This window comes from Leptospira limi (genome assembly GCF_026151395.1).
Taxonomy (GTDB): Bacteria; Spirochaetota; Leptospiria; order Leptospirales; family Leptospiraceae; genus Leptospira_A; species Leptospira_A limi.
In genome coordinates, this window is the sequence record NZ_JAMQPV010000001.1 from 1254677 (window position 1) to 1273157 (window position 18481).

Annotated in this window: 20 protein-coding genes and 2 tRNA genes; 12 read left to right on the forward strand and 10 right to left on the reverse strand. The window is 37.2% G+C overall.

The genetic code is table 11. The features are described 5' to 3' along the window. Nucleotides 1-204: 204 nt before the first annotated feature. Nucleotides 205-286: transfer RNA gene (locus ND812_RS05880), tRNA-Tyr, on the reverse strand. Between the two features lie 12 nt (nt 287-298). Then, nucleotides 299-373 (reverse strand) — tRNA-Thr (locus ND812_RS05885). Nucleotides 374-457: 84 nt separating this feature from the next. Here ND812_RS05885 and ND812_RS05890 point away from each other — a divergent pair. From ND812_RS05890 to ND812_RS05905, 4 genes are read left to right on the forward strand one after another with little or no spacing between them, the layout of a single operon-like run. Then, on the forward strand, nt 458-847 hold the full coding sequence (locus ND812_RS05890) for a hypothetical protein (RefSeq protein ID WP_265374681.1): 390 nt from the start codon (nt 458-460) through the stop codon (nt 845-847). 9 nt (nt 848-856) lie between these two features. After that, a complete protein-coding gene (locus ND812_RS05895; RefSeq protein ID WP_100715657.1) occupies nt 857-1669 on the forward strand; it encodes a transketolase in 813 nt (270 codons plus the stop codon). Between the two features lie 48 nt (nt 1670-1717). Further along, on the forward strand, nt 1718-2611 hold the full coding sequence (locus tag ND812_RS05900) for a transglutaminase-like domain-containing protein (protein ID WP_265374682.1): 894 nt from the start codon (nt 1718-1720) through the stop codon (nt 2609-2611). Nucleotides 2612-2614: 3 nt separating this feature from the next. Next, complete coding sequence (locus ND812_RS05905) at nt 2615-3568, forward strand: polyprenyl synthetase family protein (RefSeq protein WP_265374683.1); 954 nt, start codon at nt 2615-2617, stop codon at nt 3566-3568. An 8-nt stretch (nt 3569-3576) separates the two neighbouring features. Here the strand turns inward: ND812_RS05905 and ND812_RS05910 are convergent, their stop codons facing one another. Together ND812_RS05910 and ND812_RS05915 are read right to left on the reverse strand one after the other, a co-directional pair. After that, complete coding sequence (locus ND812_RS05910; protein ID WP_265374684.1) at nt 3577-5763, reverse strand: ATP-binding protein; 2187 nt, start codon at nt 5761-5763, stop codon at nt 3577-3579. Nucleotides 5764-5780: 17 nt separating this feature from the next. Beyond that, a complete protein-coding gene (locus ND812_RS05915; RefSeq protein WP_265374685.1) occupies nt 5781-6494 on the reverse strand; it encodes an LIC10920 family plasminogen-binding lipoprotein in 714 nt (237 codons plus the stop codon). 88 nt (nt 6495-6582) lie between these two features. On the opposite strand from ND812_RS05915, the gene ND812_RS05920 reads away from it, so the two are divergent. From ND812_RS05920 to ND812_RS05935, 4 genes are read left to right on the forward strand one after another with little or no spacing between them, the layout of a single operon-like run. Further along, entirely contained in the window at nt 6583-8397 is a 1815-nt protein-coding gene (locus tag ND812_RS05920; RefSeq protein WP_265374686.1) for a chloride channel protein, read from the forward strand. Then, nucleotides 8394-8975, forward strand: coding sequence for an ATP-dependent zinc protease family protein (locus tag ND812_RS05925; protein WP_265374687.1), 582 nt, complete (start codon nt 8394-8396; stop codon nt 8973-8975). Before ND812_RS05920 ends, ND812_RS05925 begins: the two co-directional genes overlap by 4 nt. 1 nt (nt 8976) lies before the next feature. Then, complete coding sequence (locus ND812_RS05930; RefSeq protein ID WP_265374688.1) at nt 8977-10563, forward strand: 7TM domain-containing protein; 1587 nt, start codon at nt 8977-8979, stop codon at nt 10561-10563. Then, the gene (locus ND812_RS05935; protein ID WP_265374689.1) at nt 10560-11519 is read left to right on the forward strand and encodes an alpha-L-glutamate ligase-like protein; all 960 of its coding nucleotides are present in this window, start codon (nt 10560-10562) and stop codon (nt 11517-11519) included. Before ND812_RS05930 ends, ND812_RS05935 begins: the two co-directional genes overlap by 4 nt. On the opposite strand, the gene ND812_RS05940 is transcribed toward ND812_RS05935, so the two are convergent. Beyond that, a complete protein-coding gene (locus tag ND812_RS05940; protein ID WP_265374690.1) occupies nt 11516-12028 on the reverse strand; it encodes a DUF6580 family putative transport protein in 513 nt (170 codons plus the stop codon). The genes ND812_RS05935 and ND812_RS05940 overlap by 4 nt on opposite strands. Before the next feature lie 84 nt (nt 12029-12112). Between ND812_RS05940 and mazG the strand changes: the two genes are divergently transcribed. Then, nucleotides 12113-12967, forward strand: a complete 855-nt coding sequence (gene mazG, locus ND812_RS05945) for a nucleoside triphosphate pyrophosphohydrolase (RefSeq protein WP_265374691.1) — start codon at nt 12113-12115, stop codon at nt 12965-12967. A gap of 3 nt (nt 12968-12970) precedes the next feature. Beyond that, on the forward strand, nt 12971-13366 hold the full coding sequence (locus ND812_RS05950; RefSeq protein ID WP_265374692.1) for an LIC_13241 domain-containing protein: 396 nt from the start codon (nt 12971-12973) through the stop codon (nt 13364-13366). 73 nt (nt 13367-13439) lie between these two features. Here the strand turns inward: ND812_RS05950 and lpxD are convergent, their stop codons facing one another. From lpxD to ND812_RS05970, 4 genes are all read right to left on the reverse strand, one after another. Beyond that, nucleotides 13440-14498 (reverse strand): UDP-3-O-(3-hydroxymyristoyl)glucosamine N-acyltransferase, encoded by a 1059-nt coding sequence (gene lpxD / locus ND812_RS05955; protein WP_265374693.1) that lies wholly within the window; start codon nt 14496-14498, stop codon nt 13440-13442. A gap of 93 nt (nt 14499-14591) precedes the next feature. Next, nucleotides 14592-15029 carry a DoxX family protein gene (locus tag ND812_RS05960; RefSeq protein ID WP_265374694.1) on the reverse strand — a complete coding sequence of 146 codons (438 nt, stop codon included), beginning with the start codon at nt 15027-15029 and terminating at the stop codon, nt 14592-14594. A gap of 81 nt (nt 15030-15110) precedes the next feature. Then, entirely contained in the window at nt 15111-15752 is a 642-nt protein-coding gene (locus ND812_RS05965; RefSeq protein WP_265374695.1) for a RibD family protein, read from the reverse strand. Beyond that, complete coding sequence (locus tag ND812_RS05970) at nt 15749-15988, reverse strand: (2Fe-2S)-binding protein (RefSeq protein WP_308192264.1); 240 nt, start codon at nt 15986-15988, stop codon at nt 15749-15751. The genes ND812_RS05965 and ND812_RS05970 overlap by 4 nt, the downstream gene beginning before the upstream one ends. Before the next feature lie 69 nt (nt 15989-16057). Between ND812_RS05970 and ND812_RS05975 the strand changes: the two genes are divergently transcribed. Both ND812_RS05975 and ND812_RS05980 read left to right on the forward strand, forming a co-directional pair. Beyond that, nucleotides 16058-17413, forward strand: coding sequence for an MFS transporter (locus ND812_RS05975; protein WP_265374696.1), 1356 nt, complete (start codon nt 16058-16060; stop codon nt 17411-17413). Then, on the forward strand, nt 17410-17637 hold the full coding sequence (locus ND812_RS05980) for a hypothetical protein (RefSeq protein WP_015677408.1): 228 nt from the start codon (nt 17410-17412) through the stop codon (nt 17635-17637). Before ND812_RS05975 ends, ND812_RS05980 begins: the two co-directional genes overlap by 4 nt. A gap of 26 nt (nt 17638-17663) precedes the next feature. On the opposite strand, the gene ND812_RS05985 is transcribed toward ND812_RS05980, so the two are convergent. Then, on the reverse strand, nt 17664-18473 hold the full coding sequence (locus ND812_RS05985) for an LIC13212 family protein (RefSeq protein WP_322113650.1): 810 nt from the start codon (nt 18471-18473) through the stop codon (nt 17664-17666). Nucleotides 18474-18481: the final 8 nt, after the last annotated feature.

Consider the following 18481-nt stretch of genomic DNA (forward strand, 5'->3'; position numbering starts at 1 on the left):
ATCCTGGCTCCGTTTGCGTGGGCCCGTCGTCGATCTTTTCCGCATCGTGCGGAAACTGCTCCATCCCCCCTTGTTTGTCTAACGACAAACAACTTCGCCTCAGCTTTTTGTGAAAGCTTCGCGGGGTCGCAGACGATCTCCTCAATTCGAATCCTTCAATTAGTTGTTAGTTGGGAAATTGATTTGTGGTAATAGAGACTTGATTGGGCAGGGAAGGATTCGAACCTTCGAAGGTAAAACCAGCAGATTTACAGTCTGCCCTCGTTGGCCACTTGAGTACCTACCCGAAGAAGTTGCATGGAGCCGCCTGAGGGATTTGAACCTCCGACCGGCTGTTTACAAAACAGCTGCTCTACCACTGAGCTAAGGCGGCATGCATATCCAATTTTTGTGAAAAGCCGTTAAGGTCAAATAAAAATTCTTTGAGTGGTGATGGATTCTCACAGAATGACCCTAGATGGCACTGTTTTTTGTGAATTCTTTAATGACACTATCCGTTTTGGGATTTTATACTGGTTATTTTTTTAGGAAAGTTGACATTACAAAACATCGAATCGCAAATTTGATTGGGATTGGCTCAAATTTAATAGCTGCCGTTTATTTATTATGTATTAAATATTTGTTAGGTGGTATATCTGAGTTTCAGATTTATCCAACAGCACCTGATTTTGTCATTCATACCCATCGTTTTTTTGCGGCCATCAGCCTTGTTTTGATGCTTGTCATGGGTTACACTGGATGGAAAAGAAAACGAAATTTGCATGTAAAATTGCATTACATCTTTTTGCCTTTGTACACGATTGTTTATATCTCCGGTCTGTTTTTATTTCAATCAAAACCGCTTTAAGGAATGTTCATGGAAAAAATTGAAGTCGCAAAGAAATTTGCAAATGATATCCGAATCCAAGTAATCAAAATGGTTACGGCAGCTAATTCTGGTCACCCAGGTGGACCACTTGGACTTGCTGATATCTACGCTGCCCTTTATACTTCAATACTCAACCATGACCCCAAAAATCCAGAATGGTCAGAACGAGACCGTTTGATTTTATCCAATGGACACGTTTGTGCCGTTCGTTATGCTGCCATGGGACTTTCTGGTTATTTCCCAGTGGAAGACCTTTTGACATTCCGAAATATCAACTCTTATTTACAAGGACACCCTTCTACTCGTTATATGAAGGGAATTGAATCTAGTTCTGGTTCCCTTGGACAAGGTCTTTCCGTTTCCGTTGGGCTTGCACTTGGTGCAAAGTTAAAGAAAGAGACATATAAAATTTATACATGTATATCTGATGGTGAATGTGGTGAAGGAATGACTTGGGAAGCAGCCCAATCTGCAGTTCATTTTAAAACAGATAACCTCATTGCGTTTATGGATCGTAACTACATTCAAATTGATGGTAACACAGAAGAAGTAATGAAGTTAGAACCATTGGATAAAAAATTTGAGATGTTTGGTTGGAATGTGATCAATGCAGACGGACATAATATGGAAGAAATTTTCTCTGCATTTGCAAAAGCGAAACAACATACTGGTGGACCAACACTCATTGTCTTTAGAACCATTTTAGGTAAAGGTGTTTCTTATATGGAAAACAATCCTAAGTGGCATGGTACTCCACCAAATAAAGAACAAGAAGCACAAGCTCTTGCAGAATTAGCTTAAACTTTTTGTTTCGATTGACTTTTTCATTTTAATCAAGATAGTTTTTGCATGGGACAAAACTCCTTTCCTGATTTTTACCCGGATGATATCACTCGTTTATTGTATGATTGGGAAGTAGCTCCTGCAGAAAAAAAACGTTTTATCTTAAAACTGATAGCTTCGCGTATTCCTTGGCAAATTCAATTGGAATCTGCCTTGGATGAAGTGAAAGATCCTTATCTTCGTGTCCAAGCTAGAAATCTAAAATCAGAAATTTTGCGCCATCGATTAAGGCATTCTTTCTTCAAACTCACGTTACGTGGGAATACAAATCATTATAAAGATTTAGAAGAGATGGTTGTTCAACTTTCTAGTATTGGTTTTCCTGATCAAAATTATGCGGAAATCAAACATGAATTAGATCGAATTGCACTTCGTATTTCTGAGTTGTATGATGATCATTCAGGTTATTTAACAGACGAACTCAAAGTACAAATCCTTTGCCAGGTGATGTTCCAAGAAGAAGGTTTTGTTGGAAATATCCAAAATTATAATGATCCAGGAAATTCCTATTTATTCCAAGTAATCAAAAGTCGTTTGGGAATTCCAATTTCATTGTCTGTTGTATACCTTCTAGTTGCCCAACGTCTAGGTTTGCCTTTATACGGCACCAATTTACCATTACATTTTCTTTTGCAATACGAATCAGATGGATATTTCACATACATCGATCCCTTTCATGGTGGGGTTTTATTAGATAAATTTACCTGTGAGAAATTTTTGGAAGCAAATGGATATTCCAATTCACCAAAATATTTCACAAAGGCATCTACACTTTCGATGATCAAACGTATGTGCCGAAATTTACTCCACATTTATAGAGACAATCAGACCAAAGAAATGGAAAATACAATTAAGGATCATCTTCAGATTCTTGAAAGTCGATCCACACATGTTGAATAACGGATGAAGTCTAAATTCAATATCCAATCTGTACTATCAAAATTTGATAAAAATTTAGATAGTATCATTTACGAAGACATTCCTATCCTCAAAAAAATAAAAAAACAAGTAATCACTTCTGGTGGGAAAAGGATTCGACCTTTTGCACATTATCTTTTTTGCCAATTTTTGGAAGTAAAGGATGTTAGTTGGTTGGATGTGGGAAGTGTAGCTGAACTCATCCATGCTGCCAGCTTACTACATGATGATGTTGTTGATAATGCCCCAATCCGGCGGGGGAAACCTACGATTGGCGCAAGTTTCGGAAACAAAACAGCCATCCTTGCAGGCGATTATTTATTGGCATGTGGAATCAGCCGACTCAATTCCCTTGGAAATTCAGAACTCATGGAAATTTTTTCCCAAGTGCTTCGTGATTTATCAGTGAGTGAACTTTTGCAAATGGAATGGGAAAAAAATCCTAAAATCACTCTTAAGATTTATGACCAAATCATTTATGGAAAAACAGCTTCTTTGTTTGGTGTTTGCACAGAATCTGCTGCTATTTTAGCAAACAAATCAAAATCAGAGAGAAAGCAGTTTCGCCAATTTGGTGTTAGATTGGGAAAATTATTCCAGAAAAAAGATGATTGTCTCGATTATTTTGAAGATTCAAAAACAAGTGGAAAAGAGTTCTTAAAAGACTTTAAAAACGGATTATTTACATATCCAGTTTTGTTATTACGATCAAAACTTAGTATGATTGAAAAATCTAAATTGAATCGAATGTTCCAAAAAGAATTTCGAGATGAAAATGATGAGAAAATCATCTTAAACTTAATGAAATCAAAAAATATTCCAAACATTCTTCATAAAGAATTGGAATCGGAAAAAAATGACTTATTACTCTTTTTAAATCAATTCCCTAAAACAGAAGAAAGGGAACTTTTCATCGAACAGCTAAATCGACTAACTTAAATAAAATTTCATTCTGTTTCATTCGGATCAATCAGTTCGATCACAGGTAGTGATATGGAAAAACATGTTCTGCCTGGCTCTGATTCTAAGGAAATGGATCCATTATGTTTTTCAATGATGGATTTAGTGATTCCGAGACCCATACCTGTTCCTTCCCCTTGTTGTTTCGTGGTAAAAAACGGTTCAAAGATTTTTTTTTGAATTTCGATTGGTATCCCAGGTCCATTGTCGATGACTTTCACTTCTACATACTTTCCATTTTTTTCAGAACTAATGGTAAGATTGCCTTTTTGTTTCATGGCTTCCAATGCATTTAATATTAAGTTTGTCCAAACACGCATTAGGTCCTCGGGCCATCCAAGTAAAGTTGCATCTGTTAAAAATATTTTTTTTAAGGAAACCTTACTTCTCATTCTGTATTGGTAAATCGTAATCACTGTTTCAATGTTTTCGAGTAGAGTGAAAATTTTTCTATGTTCTGAATGGGTGATTCTTGAAAAGTTTTTAAGAGCTAGAATGATTTTTGAAGAACGGTCAACTGCAATCTGAATGATTGATAAATGGAGTCGAAAGTTTTTTTCATCTAAAATTAAATCGGTAAGTTTTTCTTTTCCTTTTTTTAATAATAAAATTTGGTCTTCTTCAAGTTTTGTGATCCCGACATCCAAAAACTTTTCTAAAGTTGCTTCGTCGTAATCTAAATCATTATCTTTTAGTGTTTTTTTGAGATCAGATTTTTTTTCCTTACGTTCCGTATAACTAGCTAATAATCCAAAGTCGGATTGGTATCGGAAAAGTTGTTTTAAAGTATTGATTTCTGGTGTCGATAGACTATCAAAAATGTTTTCCTTGGAGCCGAGTTGGCTTGTTTCGTTTTGTTTGGATTCCATTAAGGTTTCGATTGAGGCTTTGATGGCACTCAGCGGGTTATTAATTTCGTGGGCAACCCCTGCTACTAGTTTTCCGAGTTCAGTCATTTTTTCAGATAGTGCTAGTTGGTTTTCGGTTTGGCTTAATTGTAAGATAGTAGATTCTAATTTTTCTTTTTGAAATTGGAGTTCTTTTGTTCTTTCAGAAACCATAAACTCCAGTTCTTCGTTTACTTTTGTTACTGTTTGTTCTTTGATGATCCTGGTTTGTATTTGAAACTTTGAAATAACAATCGTAAAGATAGTCATTTGAATTGCGGCACCAATTTCATTTGCGGAACTTAAAAAAGGGAAAGAAGGAAGATAACCAGTGTTAGTGAAAATTAGAAGTATTGTGCTAATTTGTCTTATGAGGAAGGCAAAAAATAGAACATTGGCATGTTCCTTTTTTTTGATCAAGCAGTATATCGAATAACCAAAAGTTGTAGTCGATAACATAAAACTGTTGGTGTAAATAAACCGAAAATAGAGTTGAAGGTCTATGATTGCTAAAATGATAGAAGCCAACATTAAATAAAGATAAAGTTTTACATATTTATCAAAATTTGGATGTTCCTTTTTTATATGTAAAAACTCTCTTAGGAATAAAACAAAACCAATTGGACTTAAAGACAATAGTCCTGGAACATAACGAAAAAACCATTCCAAATTACTGAATCCATATTCATAAAACAACCCAGATCGCAAAACATTCGTGAATAGAATTGTTGATATTGCAAATGTCAATAGGAGTGAGATTTTTTCTCTGAGTAATACATACTGCGCTGCAGTGAATAAACATAATAGGATACAAAGTCCAAGGTAGAGTCCTTGCCATAAGGATAAAGACTTTGTATATTGAAATAAATCTGATTCTTTTCGAATATGAAAATTGATTCTATGGGTATCATCTGATTGGATCCGAAATCGATATAATCCTTCTTCTTTCGCTGGGAATAAAAATCCTCCCGTATACGAAACTTCTGGAAGTTTTTTTCGAAATAAACCTGTTTGGAATTCTTTTATTTTTTTGTTATTTTGGTAAATCTCACAATCAATCTCAGATAACATGCCATTTTCAAAATGAATGTAACGTGTTGGATCTTCTTCCAATTGGATTTCATAATAATGGCTTTCTTTGGTGAATCCAAAGTAATAAATGGATTGAGTTTGGTTATAATTGATGGATAGAGAATTGGGATTGGTTCCAAGATGGATCAAATGAGGTTCCCCTTCTGCAAAAAGAAGAAAGGGAAAACATAAAAAACTTAGAACAAAACGAAACAAACCAGAGTGAAGTTAATTTACTGTGGAACGATATTAGGTGCGTTACATTTAATAGTTCCTGATATGATCACTGATTTTGCATCTCCACTTGTGTTTTGTACGATACAAGTTTTGTTATCAGAAGTAAAACATCTGGAAGTCGTTGTTACAGAAGTACAGTTTACACCGTCAGTTGTAAAACATTGGAGTAGAATGGTAGCTGAGTTTGTTGTTGTTGTAGAATAAGTTCCATTGAGACGAATTTCAATATTAAAAAAAGATATCTGTTGTGAGTTTTGAATAGAGGTATCGATGTTGATCCCTTGGTTAAACCACTTCACTGTCCCTTGTGTGCCTTGGACTGTTTTTCCAAATAATCCACCCGCTAGGATAAATCCTTGTTGAGGGTCAATGTTGCCTTGGATTTGAGTACTGTCGTATTGAAATCTGATATTTAAAGTTTCTTTGGTTTTAAAAATTAACTGTGAAATCACAGAGAAACGAGTGTTATTCGTACTTGTTCCGGTTGTACCAGTAGAGCCTGGTGTTGTCCCCGTTGTAGTACCTGTTGTTGAAGTGGCGGGAGATGCTTGTCCACAGCTTGTTGTTACACTCGTATCTACTTCTCCATTGAATGGGTATAAAGCAGGAGTACTATCATCTAAGATGCTGAGAGCTGCATTATTATCATTTTTGAGGCATCCCCAAAAAAAAGGAACAAGAACCAATAGAATTGAAATCAGTCGGAGCATACCATCCAATCGTCCCAGGAATTCCGAATTGGGTCAAGAGGATTCAGAATTTCCTTGGGAAAATTGACGGAAATTCTAAGGTTGGCATATGAGGTTTCCCATCGGTCTAAGTTCTGTGTTTTCGATCCAGGGACCACGTTCGATTTATGTCTATTCCCTGCTCATAGGCTTATTTTCCGGTTTTGGGGCCTATGGATTCAATTGGGCACTCACTTGGACAGAATCATTTACCTTTGGCAATTTGATTGGCTATGACCCAGGGACACCTGCCGGAGATTTGCATTTCCACTCCGTCGACAAAGTAGGGGAACTTTCCCTTCTTTGGATTCTTTTTTTGCCTGCCATTGGTGGCCTCCTTGTTGGAATCATAACCAGTTTTTTCTGCCAAGAGGCACAAGGGGGAGGGACAGATTCACTCATCCATGCTTTTCATTTTAATGAGGGAAAAATTAGCACCAAAGTTCCTTTTTATAAAGCACTAGCCACCATACTCACGTTAGGCTCAGGTGGTTCAGGGGGGAAAGAAGGACCAACTGCTCAGATTGGGGCAGGTTTTGGATCGAGTTTAGCTAACTTTTTGGGAGCAGGTGCCAGAGCAAGGCGAACATTGATGTTAGCTGGAACGGCTGGTGGACTTGGAGCAATCTTTCGTGCCCCGTTAGGCGGTGCCATCACAGCTGTTGAGATGGTTTACCAGGAAGATATCGAAAGTGATTCACTTGTACCTTGCATTTTGTCGTCCGTAACAGCTTATCTTACATACACGAGTATTGCGGGAAGTGGTTCAATCTTTTCTGTTAAAGAATATAGTTTAAATGATTACCGTCATATTCCCCTCTACATTGTCCTTGGACTTTTGTGTTATGTAGTGGGTTATTTTTTTGTTAAGGTATACCATTGGGTACAGGATATATTTTCCAAACTCCCTTTACCAAATTTTTTAAAACCTGCGTTTGGTGGACTTATTGTCGGATGTATTGCTTTATTATTCCCAGAAGTGTTAGGTTCCGGATTTGGACTCATCCAAAGGATGATCAATGGAGAAGTGTTAACTTCAACAAGTTTCGGTTTTTCAGGACCGTTTTTCTTACTCGCGGTTGCCATCTTTAAGGTTTTTTCCACTTCCTTAACTGTAGGATCAGGAAGTTCAGGAGGATTACTTGGGCCTTCTTTTGCCATAGGTGGTATGTTAGGTGCTTTTGTGGGGACAATGGCAAATGTATTATTTCCTGAACTCAATATCATCGTTTTCCCATTTTTACTCGTTGGAATGGGTTCATTTTTTGCAGGTGTTGCAAGAGCTCCCATTGCCGGAATGATCATGGTATGTGATATGATTGGAAGTTATGCATTACTACCTGCACTTATGATTGTCGCAATGATTGCAGTGGTTTTATCACATAAAATTTCTATTTATCGGAATCAAATTAAAAACAGATTTTTATCTCCTTCTCACCATTGGGATATGAACCAAGATATTATGGATCGAATTCGCATTCAGGATCATTTTACGGAATTCAGAAAGTATGCGATGGTTTCGGAACATCTATCCTTAACTCAATTACAATCCAATGCACCTGGTATCCAAGCCAGTGATTTTATACTAATAGGATCCAATGAGGAATATAAGGGAATTGTCTCACTCAGGAAGAATAGAATCCTCCCAGAATATGAAGCAGAGCTTAAAAATTTAATCACTTGCGCAGAAATTGTACAAGATGTGCCTCCAGTGTGTCAAAAAGATACATTGGGGAAAGCACTTCGGATCTTGTTGGAATATGATGTCGACAAACTTGCTATAGTTGAAGAAAATAGATGTCTAGGTTATTTACGATATATTGATTTATTTAATGCCTATCAAAATGAAGTGAAAAATAAAAATAAAAAATCGAAAGCAGTATGAGTATTTCTAAAAAATCCTGTCATCATAAAATTCTAAAATTCACATCTAATTCTTGTCTGATTTGTATTTATTTTGTAATAATTTTCTTTTTGAATTGTTTTGGCTCAGGTCAGGTGGTTGAAAAAAAACCAGACCAACATGTAAAACCAATTGTGATTCCTCCCCAATATTTAAAACCAATTGTAGGGCGAGTAGAATGGGTCGAGTTTCCTAACTGGAAATTGAAACTTAGAGCAAGAATTGATACAGGTGCTCTTTCTTGTTCCATCAATGCTGTGAATATTGAAAGAGTTGTAGAGAATGGTGAAACATTCATTTTGTTTGATACATTTGTAAATGAAAAACCAATTCGATTAAAAAGTAAGTTTGTAAAGGAAGCAAAGGTAACTAGCACTTCTGGTGTATCTGAAAAACGGATCATGATTAGTGAAGTCATAAAAATTGGAAAATACAAAGAAGAAACCATGATCAATTTAAATGATCGCACAAATCTAAATTATCCGATTTTGATCGGTAGGAATTTTTTACGCGGTAAATTTTTAGTGGATGTGTCTTTATCACATCAATTAGGGGATTAACTTGGATCGTAAAACCTATATCACAATTGTTATTCTGATTATCCTACCTATCCTTTCTATTCTGTATAAGTTAAATGTTGCTGAGTTATCTCTTTTACCGGTAGCCGTTGATGATACTGTCAATTTACAATTAGTTATTTCTCCTAAGGAAAATGTTGCCATCTCTGAAGTTGTATTCCCTATCCCAAAACAATTTATACAAGCAAAAGTATTAAAATCGAATCTCAAAACCGATGATTTGGATTTTCGCGTACAAAAAAAACAGTATGGTCATTTGGGAATCTGGGAAGGGGAAGATTGGAATTCCCCCATAGGTTATTATGCAAAAATCAAAATGTTGCCCTACGAGAACAAAGATCCAGAACCTGAAATTCAAACGCCTTCTAGAAAAACAGTAACAAAAGAACCTTATTATCTTTCGTTAAAACAATTTTCCACCGATGAACTGGCATTAGCAAAAAAACTATATGAACAAATTCATCCGTATGATAAAGATAACGTTGCCTCCGCAAAACAAATTTATTATTTTATCTCAGAAGAAATTATCAATTCTTATAAAGACATCTCGTTATCTGAGACCATTCGGTTGAATAGTGGAAATGCTTATAACCAAGCCTTACTTTTTTCGTTACTTTGCCGAATGAGAGGGATTCAAGCTCGCACTGTTGCAGGTTTTGATTTGAATAAACAAACCGAAAAAGATAACAAAAACAAAATCACATTTTGGAATGAAGTTAGGTTCCATGGGAAATGGTATTTTGTATCAACTTATAAAAGTATATTTGCAGGTTCAGTAACTGGTTATCTACCTCTTTGGAAATCAATGGAAGAAAAAAGGAATTTAGGCGAAGATCCCATAACGTTTCGTTATACGGCCTATATTACCAAATCAAATGTAAATCGATATAATTTTAAAGAATATAGTGAAGAGATTGCCTCTAGCAATAGTTTTTTGCGATATTACTCTCTTTATAGTTTACCAACACCTTTGCAAAATTTGTTTCGTTTGGTGATATTAATTCCAATTGGAGCACTTGTGTTGTCCACTGCAAGGAATATGATTGGGATTCCTACATTTGGAATTTTTACTCCTATCTTACTTGCTATGTTTTTTTATGAAACCAATCTATGGTTTGGGATTGGTTTTTTTCTTTTGATGATTGCCCTTGGTTTTTTTGAAAGGTTTGCCCTCGACAAGTTTTACTTACTTGCCGTACCTAGATTGTCTATATTACTCACTATTACTGTTCTCACTTTGATACTTTTTTCCATCATCAATGAAGAGATTTCTATTTTTAACCAAATGAGCGTTACCTTATTTCCGATAGTGATCACTACAATATTTGTTGAAAGATTTTCGATTATGATCATTGAAGAAGGAGTGATGAATACTTTGGTTACTTTGTTTGGAACCTTGGTTATCGCTCTCATCAGTTATATGATATTTTTCTTTGGTTCCTTGCAGATAATATTTTTTACACATCCAGAGTTACTACTCATTGTCATTGCGATTCAAATTTTACTAGGTTTGTATAAAGGGTATCGTATTTCCGAACTCCTTCGATTTAAGGAAATTTTTAAATCGTGATTTCCATTTTCCAAAAATTTGAATCAGCAGGAATTCTTGGAATCAATCGAAGGATCGGCGAATATATTTTACCAAACAATCCACGTGAGTTTTATCCACTCGTTGACGACAAATGGAAAACTGCAGAACTCACGAGGCAGTTTCACGTTCCCATGCCCAAGCATTATGGTGTCATTGATACTTTTGGTGGAATCCAAAAGACAAAAGACTTAGTCAAAGACCATCCTGGATTTGTGGTCAAACCAGCAAATGGTGGGATGGGAAATGGCATTTTAGTCATCACTTCTTCTGAAACATCGGAACACGGGAAAATTTTATACCAGAAATCAGATGGAAAGTTTTTACAAGAAAAGGAATTAAACCACCATATCTCAGGAATTTTATCTGGTTTGTATTCCCTTGATGGAAATTCAGATACTTGCATATTACAAGAACGTTTGGAATGCCATCCATTCTTCCAAGAGATTTCATTTCGTGGGATTCCTGATATACGAGTCATTGTATATTTGGGTTATCCTGTTATGGCCATGTTACGTTTGCCAACAAAGGAATCAGGTGGTAGAGCAAACTTACACCAAGGTGCATTGGGTGTCGGTGTAAACCTATCAAATGGAACTCTAACACATTCAGTTTGCAATGACAAACTCATTGAAATCCATCCAGACACAAAACAGGTATTAAGTGGGCGTGTCATCCCTCATTGGTTTTCAATCTTAGAGATGTCGTCGAGGTGTTATGATCTGTCAGGACTTGGATATTTGGGTGTGGATATCGTACTCGATGAAACAAGAGGACCATTATTATTAGAAATGAATGCACGACCTGGGCTTGGGATACAAATTGCAAATCGAATGGGTCTTGTAGGGAGATTAAAATTAGTGGAAAAAGTTCAGAATTCGGCAGATGGACCAAAGGACCGTGTCCACCGAATCTTGGAAGAGTTTAAAAAAAACTAAGCTGTTTGTTTTGCTGTTTGGAAAACTGTGCGATTGAGAAGAGCCATTGCTCCGAATAGAATTCCCGAATACACGAAATCACCTAAAATTGAGTTTTGGAAAAATGGAATCGCCATTACAAAACATTCTCTGAGACCAGAAACATTCAAACTATACATTCCACTTGTTGCCCATACAGCAAAGTTTGTCACAACAAAGAAAACAACGGAACCAATCAAAGTATAACCAAATGCTTTTGAAACGGAAGTTTTGATTTGTTTTCCAAAAAGAACGGAAAGAACCATAAAACCATAAACAACTGGCATTAGGTCATGGAATCCAAGGTATAAATCAGATACTAACATCGCAAGGATGGGAACCACTAGGGCTAACTTTCTGTCAGTCAAATAAGCACCAGAAAAGAGAGAAACAGCCAAAACAGGCGTAAAATTGGGAGGGTGCGGTAAAATACGACTTAGGACAGTGGCAATCACCATCAGGATGGCAACAGAAACTCGAGATTGGAACATAGGGATAGACTCGTAAAGGGGGGGGGCTTTCGCAAGATAAAATTTGCGTTTGCTTCCTTAGTAGATCGGGAAAAAATACAAAGAGTGAACCCTCCCAATTTTGATTCACCGATCCAAAACCTACTCAAACTAACCAGTGACCTTCGTAGCCCCGAAGGATGTCCTTGGGACAAAGAACAAACCCACATGTCTGTCATCCCTCATTTACTTGAAGAAACTTATGAAGTGGTAGATACCATTGAACGCGGTGATGATACCCATTTACGAGAGGAATTAGGAGACTTACTTTTCCAAATCACCTTCCATAGCCAACTCGCAAAGGAACGAGGGGCATTTTCTTTTGATGATGTTGCAAATGATGTCTTTCAAAAATTGGTGTATCGCCACCCTCATGTCTATGGAAACAAACAAGGAATTGGTTCGGGCGAAGAAGTTCTCACCCAATGGGACCAATTAAAGCAGAAGGAAAAAGAGAAAAAAGGAATCGATAGTTCCGATACAAGTATCCTTGCAGGAATTCCAAAAGCACTCCCTGCCATCCAACGATCAGAAAAAATCCAATCAAAGGTCACCAAACATGGGTTTGATTGGCCAACAGTTTCAGGAGTGTTTCAAAAATTCCAAGAAGAAATTGGGGAATTAGATGTGGAACTCCAAAAACAAGGATCTCTCCATTCTAAAAAATTAAAATATGATGCCCACATTGAAGATGAATTGGGCGATTTATTTTTTTTACTCGTGAACTTATCTCGAAAACTCTCCATCGATCCTGAAATTTGCCTTCGCCGTGCGAATGAAAAATTTGAGTCTAGGTTTCGTACTTTAGAAGGGCTTGTCGAACAAACAGGTAAAACTGTAAAAGACCATACGTTAGAGGAACTTGACACGTATTGGGATTTGGCAAAACAAGAGTTACAAAAATCCAAATTGAGAGACTAAAAAATGAATTCGATCCAGATCCAGGATTTACCTATTTTAAAAGAAAAATCGATCCAAGCATACGAATGGTTACTTACGAAGTTTCCCCATGACAATTTAGAGAAACAACATGTTTCAAAAACTGAATTTGAATTTCCGATCCGATGGACTATGGAATGGAAAGGCCATGGTTTTGAGTGGGTGGTATCTGATATGGGTTCCGTAACACTACGATTAGGTGAGTTAGATGGAAAAAGAAAAAGTCCTGCTCCTATTTTTTATTTGAGTTTACGAAAAAAAGAGGGGGATACATTTGATTGGACGGATCCAGAAGGAAATTCAGTTCCCTTTCCCGAAGGTTCTATCTTGGTCGATATCGAAAATCGCATTCAATTGTACATAGATTCAGTAGGTTTGTGAGAGAACTTCTCCAGTTATTTCACAGCCTACAACGTAAGCTGTGATGTTTTTACTAGAAACGATTGGGCAAAGTTTAGGATTCTTTTGCTTCGATTCCCACTTTTTTTTCAATGTTCTCAATTCGTTTGAGCCATTTGTTTAGGTTCACAATGTTTTTGATATTCACGCGGTATTTTTGGAACTCTGGGAAGGTAAGTCCTAAATCCCAACCCACATACACATCTTTTGTTTTTGGAGAAGTTCGTAAGCTTGATCCACCAGCGATGATGGTTCCTTCCACAAGAGTTATGTGGTCACTAATGGCACATGCTCCGCCAATGATCACATGGTTTCCTAAAGTGACACTACCAGCAAGACCTGATTGGCCAGCGATGATTACATGATCTCCCACCTTACAGTTGTGTGCAATGTGAACCATATTATCAAACTTACATCCGTTTCCAATCGTAGTATCAGCTAGTGCACCTCTATCGATGGTACAATTACTTCCGACTTCTACATCATCACCAATGACCACACGTCCCACTTGTGGAATTTTATTGTGTTTTCCTTCTGCAAAAACAAAACCAAATCCATCCCCACCAAAAGTGGAATTTCCAAATACAATGAATCGTTTTCCAACAATGGTATCATCAAAGAAGACACAATTTTTTCCAATCCTTGCACCATCACCAATTTGAACACGATCTCCAATTTTGACACCGTCTTCAATGATGCAGTCGTTTCCGATCACACTGTCTTTTCCAATGGTTACAAAATGTCCGATATCTGTATTAGCACCAATTTTTACACTTGGATCAATTGCGATTTGTGAGCTTCGTTTTCCTGAAGGTTGTTTTTCTGGAAAGAATAACCGAATGATTTTTGCTGTGGCAAGTTCCACTTTCGGAACAACAACGATTGTCTTGTCGCTAAGAGACTCAGCAGTTTCAGATGATACAACAAGTAAAGATGCTTTTGATGCTTTTGCTTCATTTACGAAAGTTTTGGAAGCAACGAAAGATATGTCAGTAGGACCAGCAAGTGTTAAGGAAGTAAGACCAGTAAAGTTTACATTCTTTATTGTTTCGGAATTTTGAAATTTTGCTTCTGGAAGTAATGTTTGGAGTGTAGCTAGATTGATTTGAGTCATCTCCGATTCCTTATCAATGGATTTAAGACAAGGAATCAGAGAGGTTAAAGTTTGGCTAACACTATTAGCTAGTCTTAACCAACAAAGTTTTGGTTATCCTTCGATTTTATGTGCGATGACATCATCTAAAGAGAACGATCCAGCACCTTTGATGATTAATGGAATTGCAAGACCCACTGCAAGGATGTGGAATTCATAACCGTAACCATTATTGTTCACAAAAAAACCATTTGGTAAGTGTACAAGCACTGCTGCTACAACCATAGTGGATGCAATTCCAAACGCTGCAAGGCGAGTGAAAAGTCCAAGGATGAGTCCAATCGCGCCAAAAAATTCTGCAACGATGGCAAGAACTCCAAAAATGTAAGGGATCCCTAAACTTCCAAAAAATCCCATAGTTCCTTCGAAACCGTATCCACCAAAAGATCCTAGAACTTTTTGAGCTCCGTGTGGGAAAATGACGAGACCGAGTGTCACACGAAGGATCGTGAGAGTGATGTCTTTGTTAGTAGCGAGCAATTTGTAAAACATAGAACCTCTTATTGCTAAATAGTTTAATATCAAACTACTTAATGATAGAGAAATCGGTCAATCTAAAATTTAGAATTTTTTCTAGGTTTTTTCGTACACGAGAAAGATCTCGTTTCCTTTGGCAAAATGTTGTTTTAGGGTCCAATTCTGTTTGTCAAAATCTGGAAGTTCGGAAGTCCGATCGGCAATCCCGGCAAGGCCTGTTTTTCCAATGATATAAGGCACGACTGTGATATAAATGCGGTCCACAAGATCAGCTTCCAAAAAGGAAAAATTGAGTTTAGGTCCACCTTCAAGGAGGACGTTTTTGTATCCTTTTCGTTTGAGGATCCCTGTCACTTTTTTCGGGTCAATGTCATCGGAATCCAAAGCAAAGATCTCCGCTTTGTTTTCTAAGCTGGTTTTGATTTCTTTTAAATTGGATTTTGTACAGATGATGAGTGGGATGTGGTCAGATTCTTCGAAAACATGTTTGTCAGGAGGAAGGGTTCCTTTTCGGACAAGGATGACAGGCCTTGGATTTAAGGCATTGGGAACGGCACGGATTTTTACGATGGGATTGTCATTGATGATGGAATTTTTTCCAATGAGGACTGCATCGGATTGAGAGCGGTAAACGTCCATTTGGGTTTTGTCTTCACTGGACGTGAGGCCATACCAACGGCCATCGGGGCGAACAACCTTTCCATCCAAGGTCATCGCCATATTAATCGATAATTTCATGAAATTTTCCTCCGAGAGAGATTCTGCAATTCGCGCTGGAGGATGTGGTAGACCTGCATTGAACAGGTCCCGCAGCCGGTAGAGGCCCTTGTTGTTTCTCTAATTTGTTCCATGGTTACGGCACCCGCATGGATGGCACGGACTAAATCTTCTTCCGTCACCATTCGACATAAACAGACCCGTTTTGGTCTCATTAGGGAATTTAAATCGAAAGGATCCATACCTGAACTAATCATTTGACAGATTTACGAAAGGGAGGGAAACTCTTTAATTACTTTCAAACAAGGAAAATTCTGAAACCCTCTATGTCCCAAGACAAAAACCCGGAAGCTAAAAAGAAAAAAAACCGTGAAATTTTCGGATGGTGTATGTTTGATTTTGCGAACTCATCCTATACCACAGTCATTATCAGTGTCGTTTATTGTGAAATTTTCACAAGACTCGTCGTACCAGCAGAAGTGGGATCGGACAATCCGTTCCGTATCGGGAATACGCTCTGGGCATGGGCACTGGCAGCATCCTATTTATTTGTAGTGGCAACAGGTCCCATCTTTGGTGCCATCACAGACTATAGTTCTAAGAAAAAATTATTCCTTTTCCTCAGTTACGTTGGTTGTGTCGTTGCAACTTTTTTACTCTATTATGTAGAACCTGGAATGATTTGGCTTGGAATGGTGCTTGTGGCATTCTCCAATTTTTTCTTTGCTTCTGGCGAAAACTTTGCTTCCAGTTTTTTGCCTTTCCTTGGATCCAAAGAGGATCTAGGAAAAATATCGGGTTACGCATGGGGGATTGGTTACTTCGGTGGGATTGGATCCGTAGCCTTAGCGACCACACTCGGTGATTATACATTAGAAAATTTCGATAACTTAAAGTTAGTGGGTCCATATACGGCGATTTTCTTTTTGGTTGCTGCAATTCCAACATTCCTTTTTTTAAAAGAACCTCACCTTCCGCTTGGGGTATCTCATAAGGTAAATTACTTTAAAATTGGGAAAGACCGAGTGATCCAAACTTTAAAAGATGCGACTCACTTCAAAGATTTGATGATCTATCTTGTTTCCTTATTTTTTACAATGGCGGCACTTGCGATTGTCATTTCATTTGCCTTCATTTATGGATCTCAAGAAATTCATATCGCAGCAGAACACAAACAAGCAATGTTTATATTCATCCAAATTTCTGCCGCAATTGGTGCACTTGCGTTTGGTGTGATCCAAGATAGTATAGGAGCTAAAAAAACATTCAACCTTACTCTTGTTTTGTGGCTTATGACTTGCGGATTAATTTATTACGTTCATGATCTCACAACATTTATGAATGGTGTGCTTGGAAAAAATTGGACCGTTCAATGGGTGTTTGTTTTTATTTCCTCTCTTGCAGGAATGGGGCTTGGGTCAACACAATCTGCGTCAAGGGCACTTGTTGGTATCTTTAGTCCTGAATCAAAATCAGGAGAGTTTTTTGGGATGTGGGGACTTTCAGGAAAAATTGCAGCAGCTTTAGGACTCTTTTTATTCGGTTATATCCAAACTTTGATGAGTTTACGCAATGCCTTCTTGGTTGTTGCTTTCTTTTACTTTTTATCTCTTCTCATTAACTTATTTGTAAATGAAGAAAGGGGAGTCGAGGCGGCCAACCGTTTCCAAGAAAAAACATGATTGTAGAAGACGAGGACGATTTTGAATTACACCAGAGCCAAAGAAATTTGGCTCTCGCAACCATCGATGAATTGATGTTAACGAAAATGGATTTGTTAGATGCCGAGAAAAAAGTTCCTCGTTTTATCAATAATGCTTTGTCTTATTTAAAAAGGAAGTATGTGACTGAGGAGCAAACGATTTCGCAGCTCCTCATGAGTCGAAGGGAAAAACAACAATCTTGAGGTTTTGTATTTAGATTTTTTTAATTTTAGTTCGTGTTATAATCCAAAATTTTTGTGATCATTTGTTTTTGATCCAGTTCAATACTACGTAATTTAAAAGCAGTCTGTTTTGATATTTTACGTAACATCTTTTTGTAAGACATCATAATGTGTTTTTGTTTGTCATAAGGAAGTGGATCCTTTTCGTCATTTAACACCATTGCAATGTCAGCTTCTGAAGTTTGTACAGGATCATTTGGCCAGATGGTATCAGAAGTTAAAGATCGAAAGTACTCCAATCGAATATCAGAGTTGGTATCCAATTTTGCTTCTCCCTTTTCATCTTTTTCAGGGCTTTCTGATCTTGGAGATGGGTTAATGAGGCGACGCATTTCTTTCACATGGATGGTTCCATCTGCGTTCACTCGTCGGAATGCTAAAATGATTTTGTCTAAATCACTAAAATCCTCTTTTGGATAAATATAAGCAATTCCATCATATAAAAATACAGTAGGATAATCGATATAGGATTGCCCTTGTGGAAGTTTGATTTCCAAATACGGTTTTCCATCTTTATCTTTTTTATATAACTCTTTGTGTTCTTGTGGAGTTTGGGCTAAGTATTGGGCTGCTGTTTTATCTACACCTAACTCTTGTAATTTTTTCATCTTACGAAGGTTTTCGATGATACTCGCATGTAAGGTATCAATTTCGTTGTCTCCAAACCCATTTTTCCTTTGTAGGTCGATTTGTTTTTGGGAGTCCCTTTCTTTTAAAGTGGCGGAAGCTGGTTTTTCTGCAAAAACTACAGTCATTCCTAAAAAGTAACAGAGAAGAATAGAAAATCGTAGCATCATGACATACC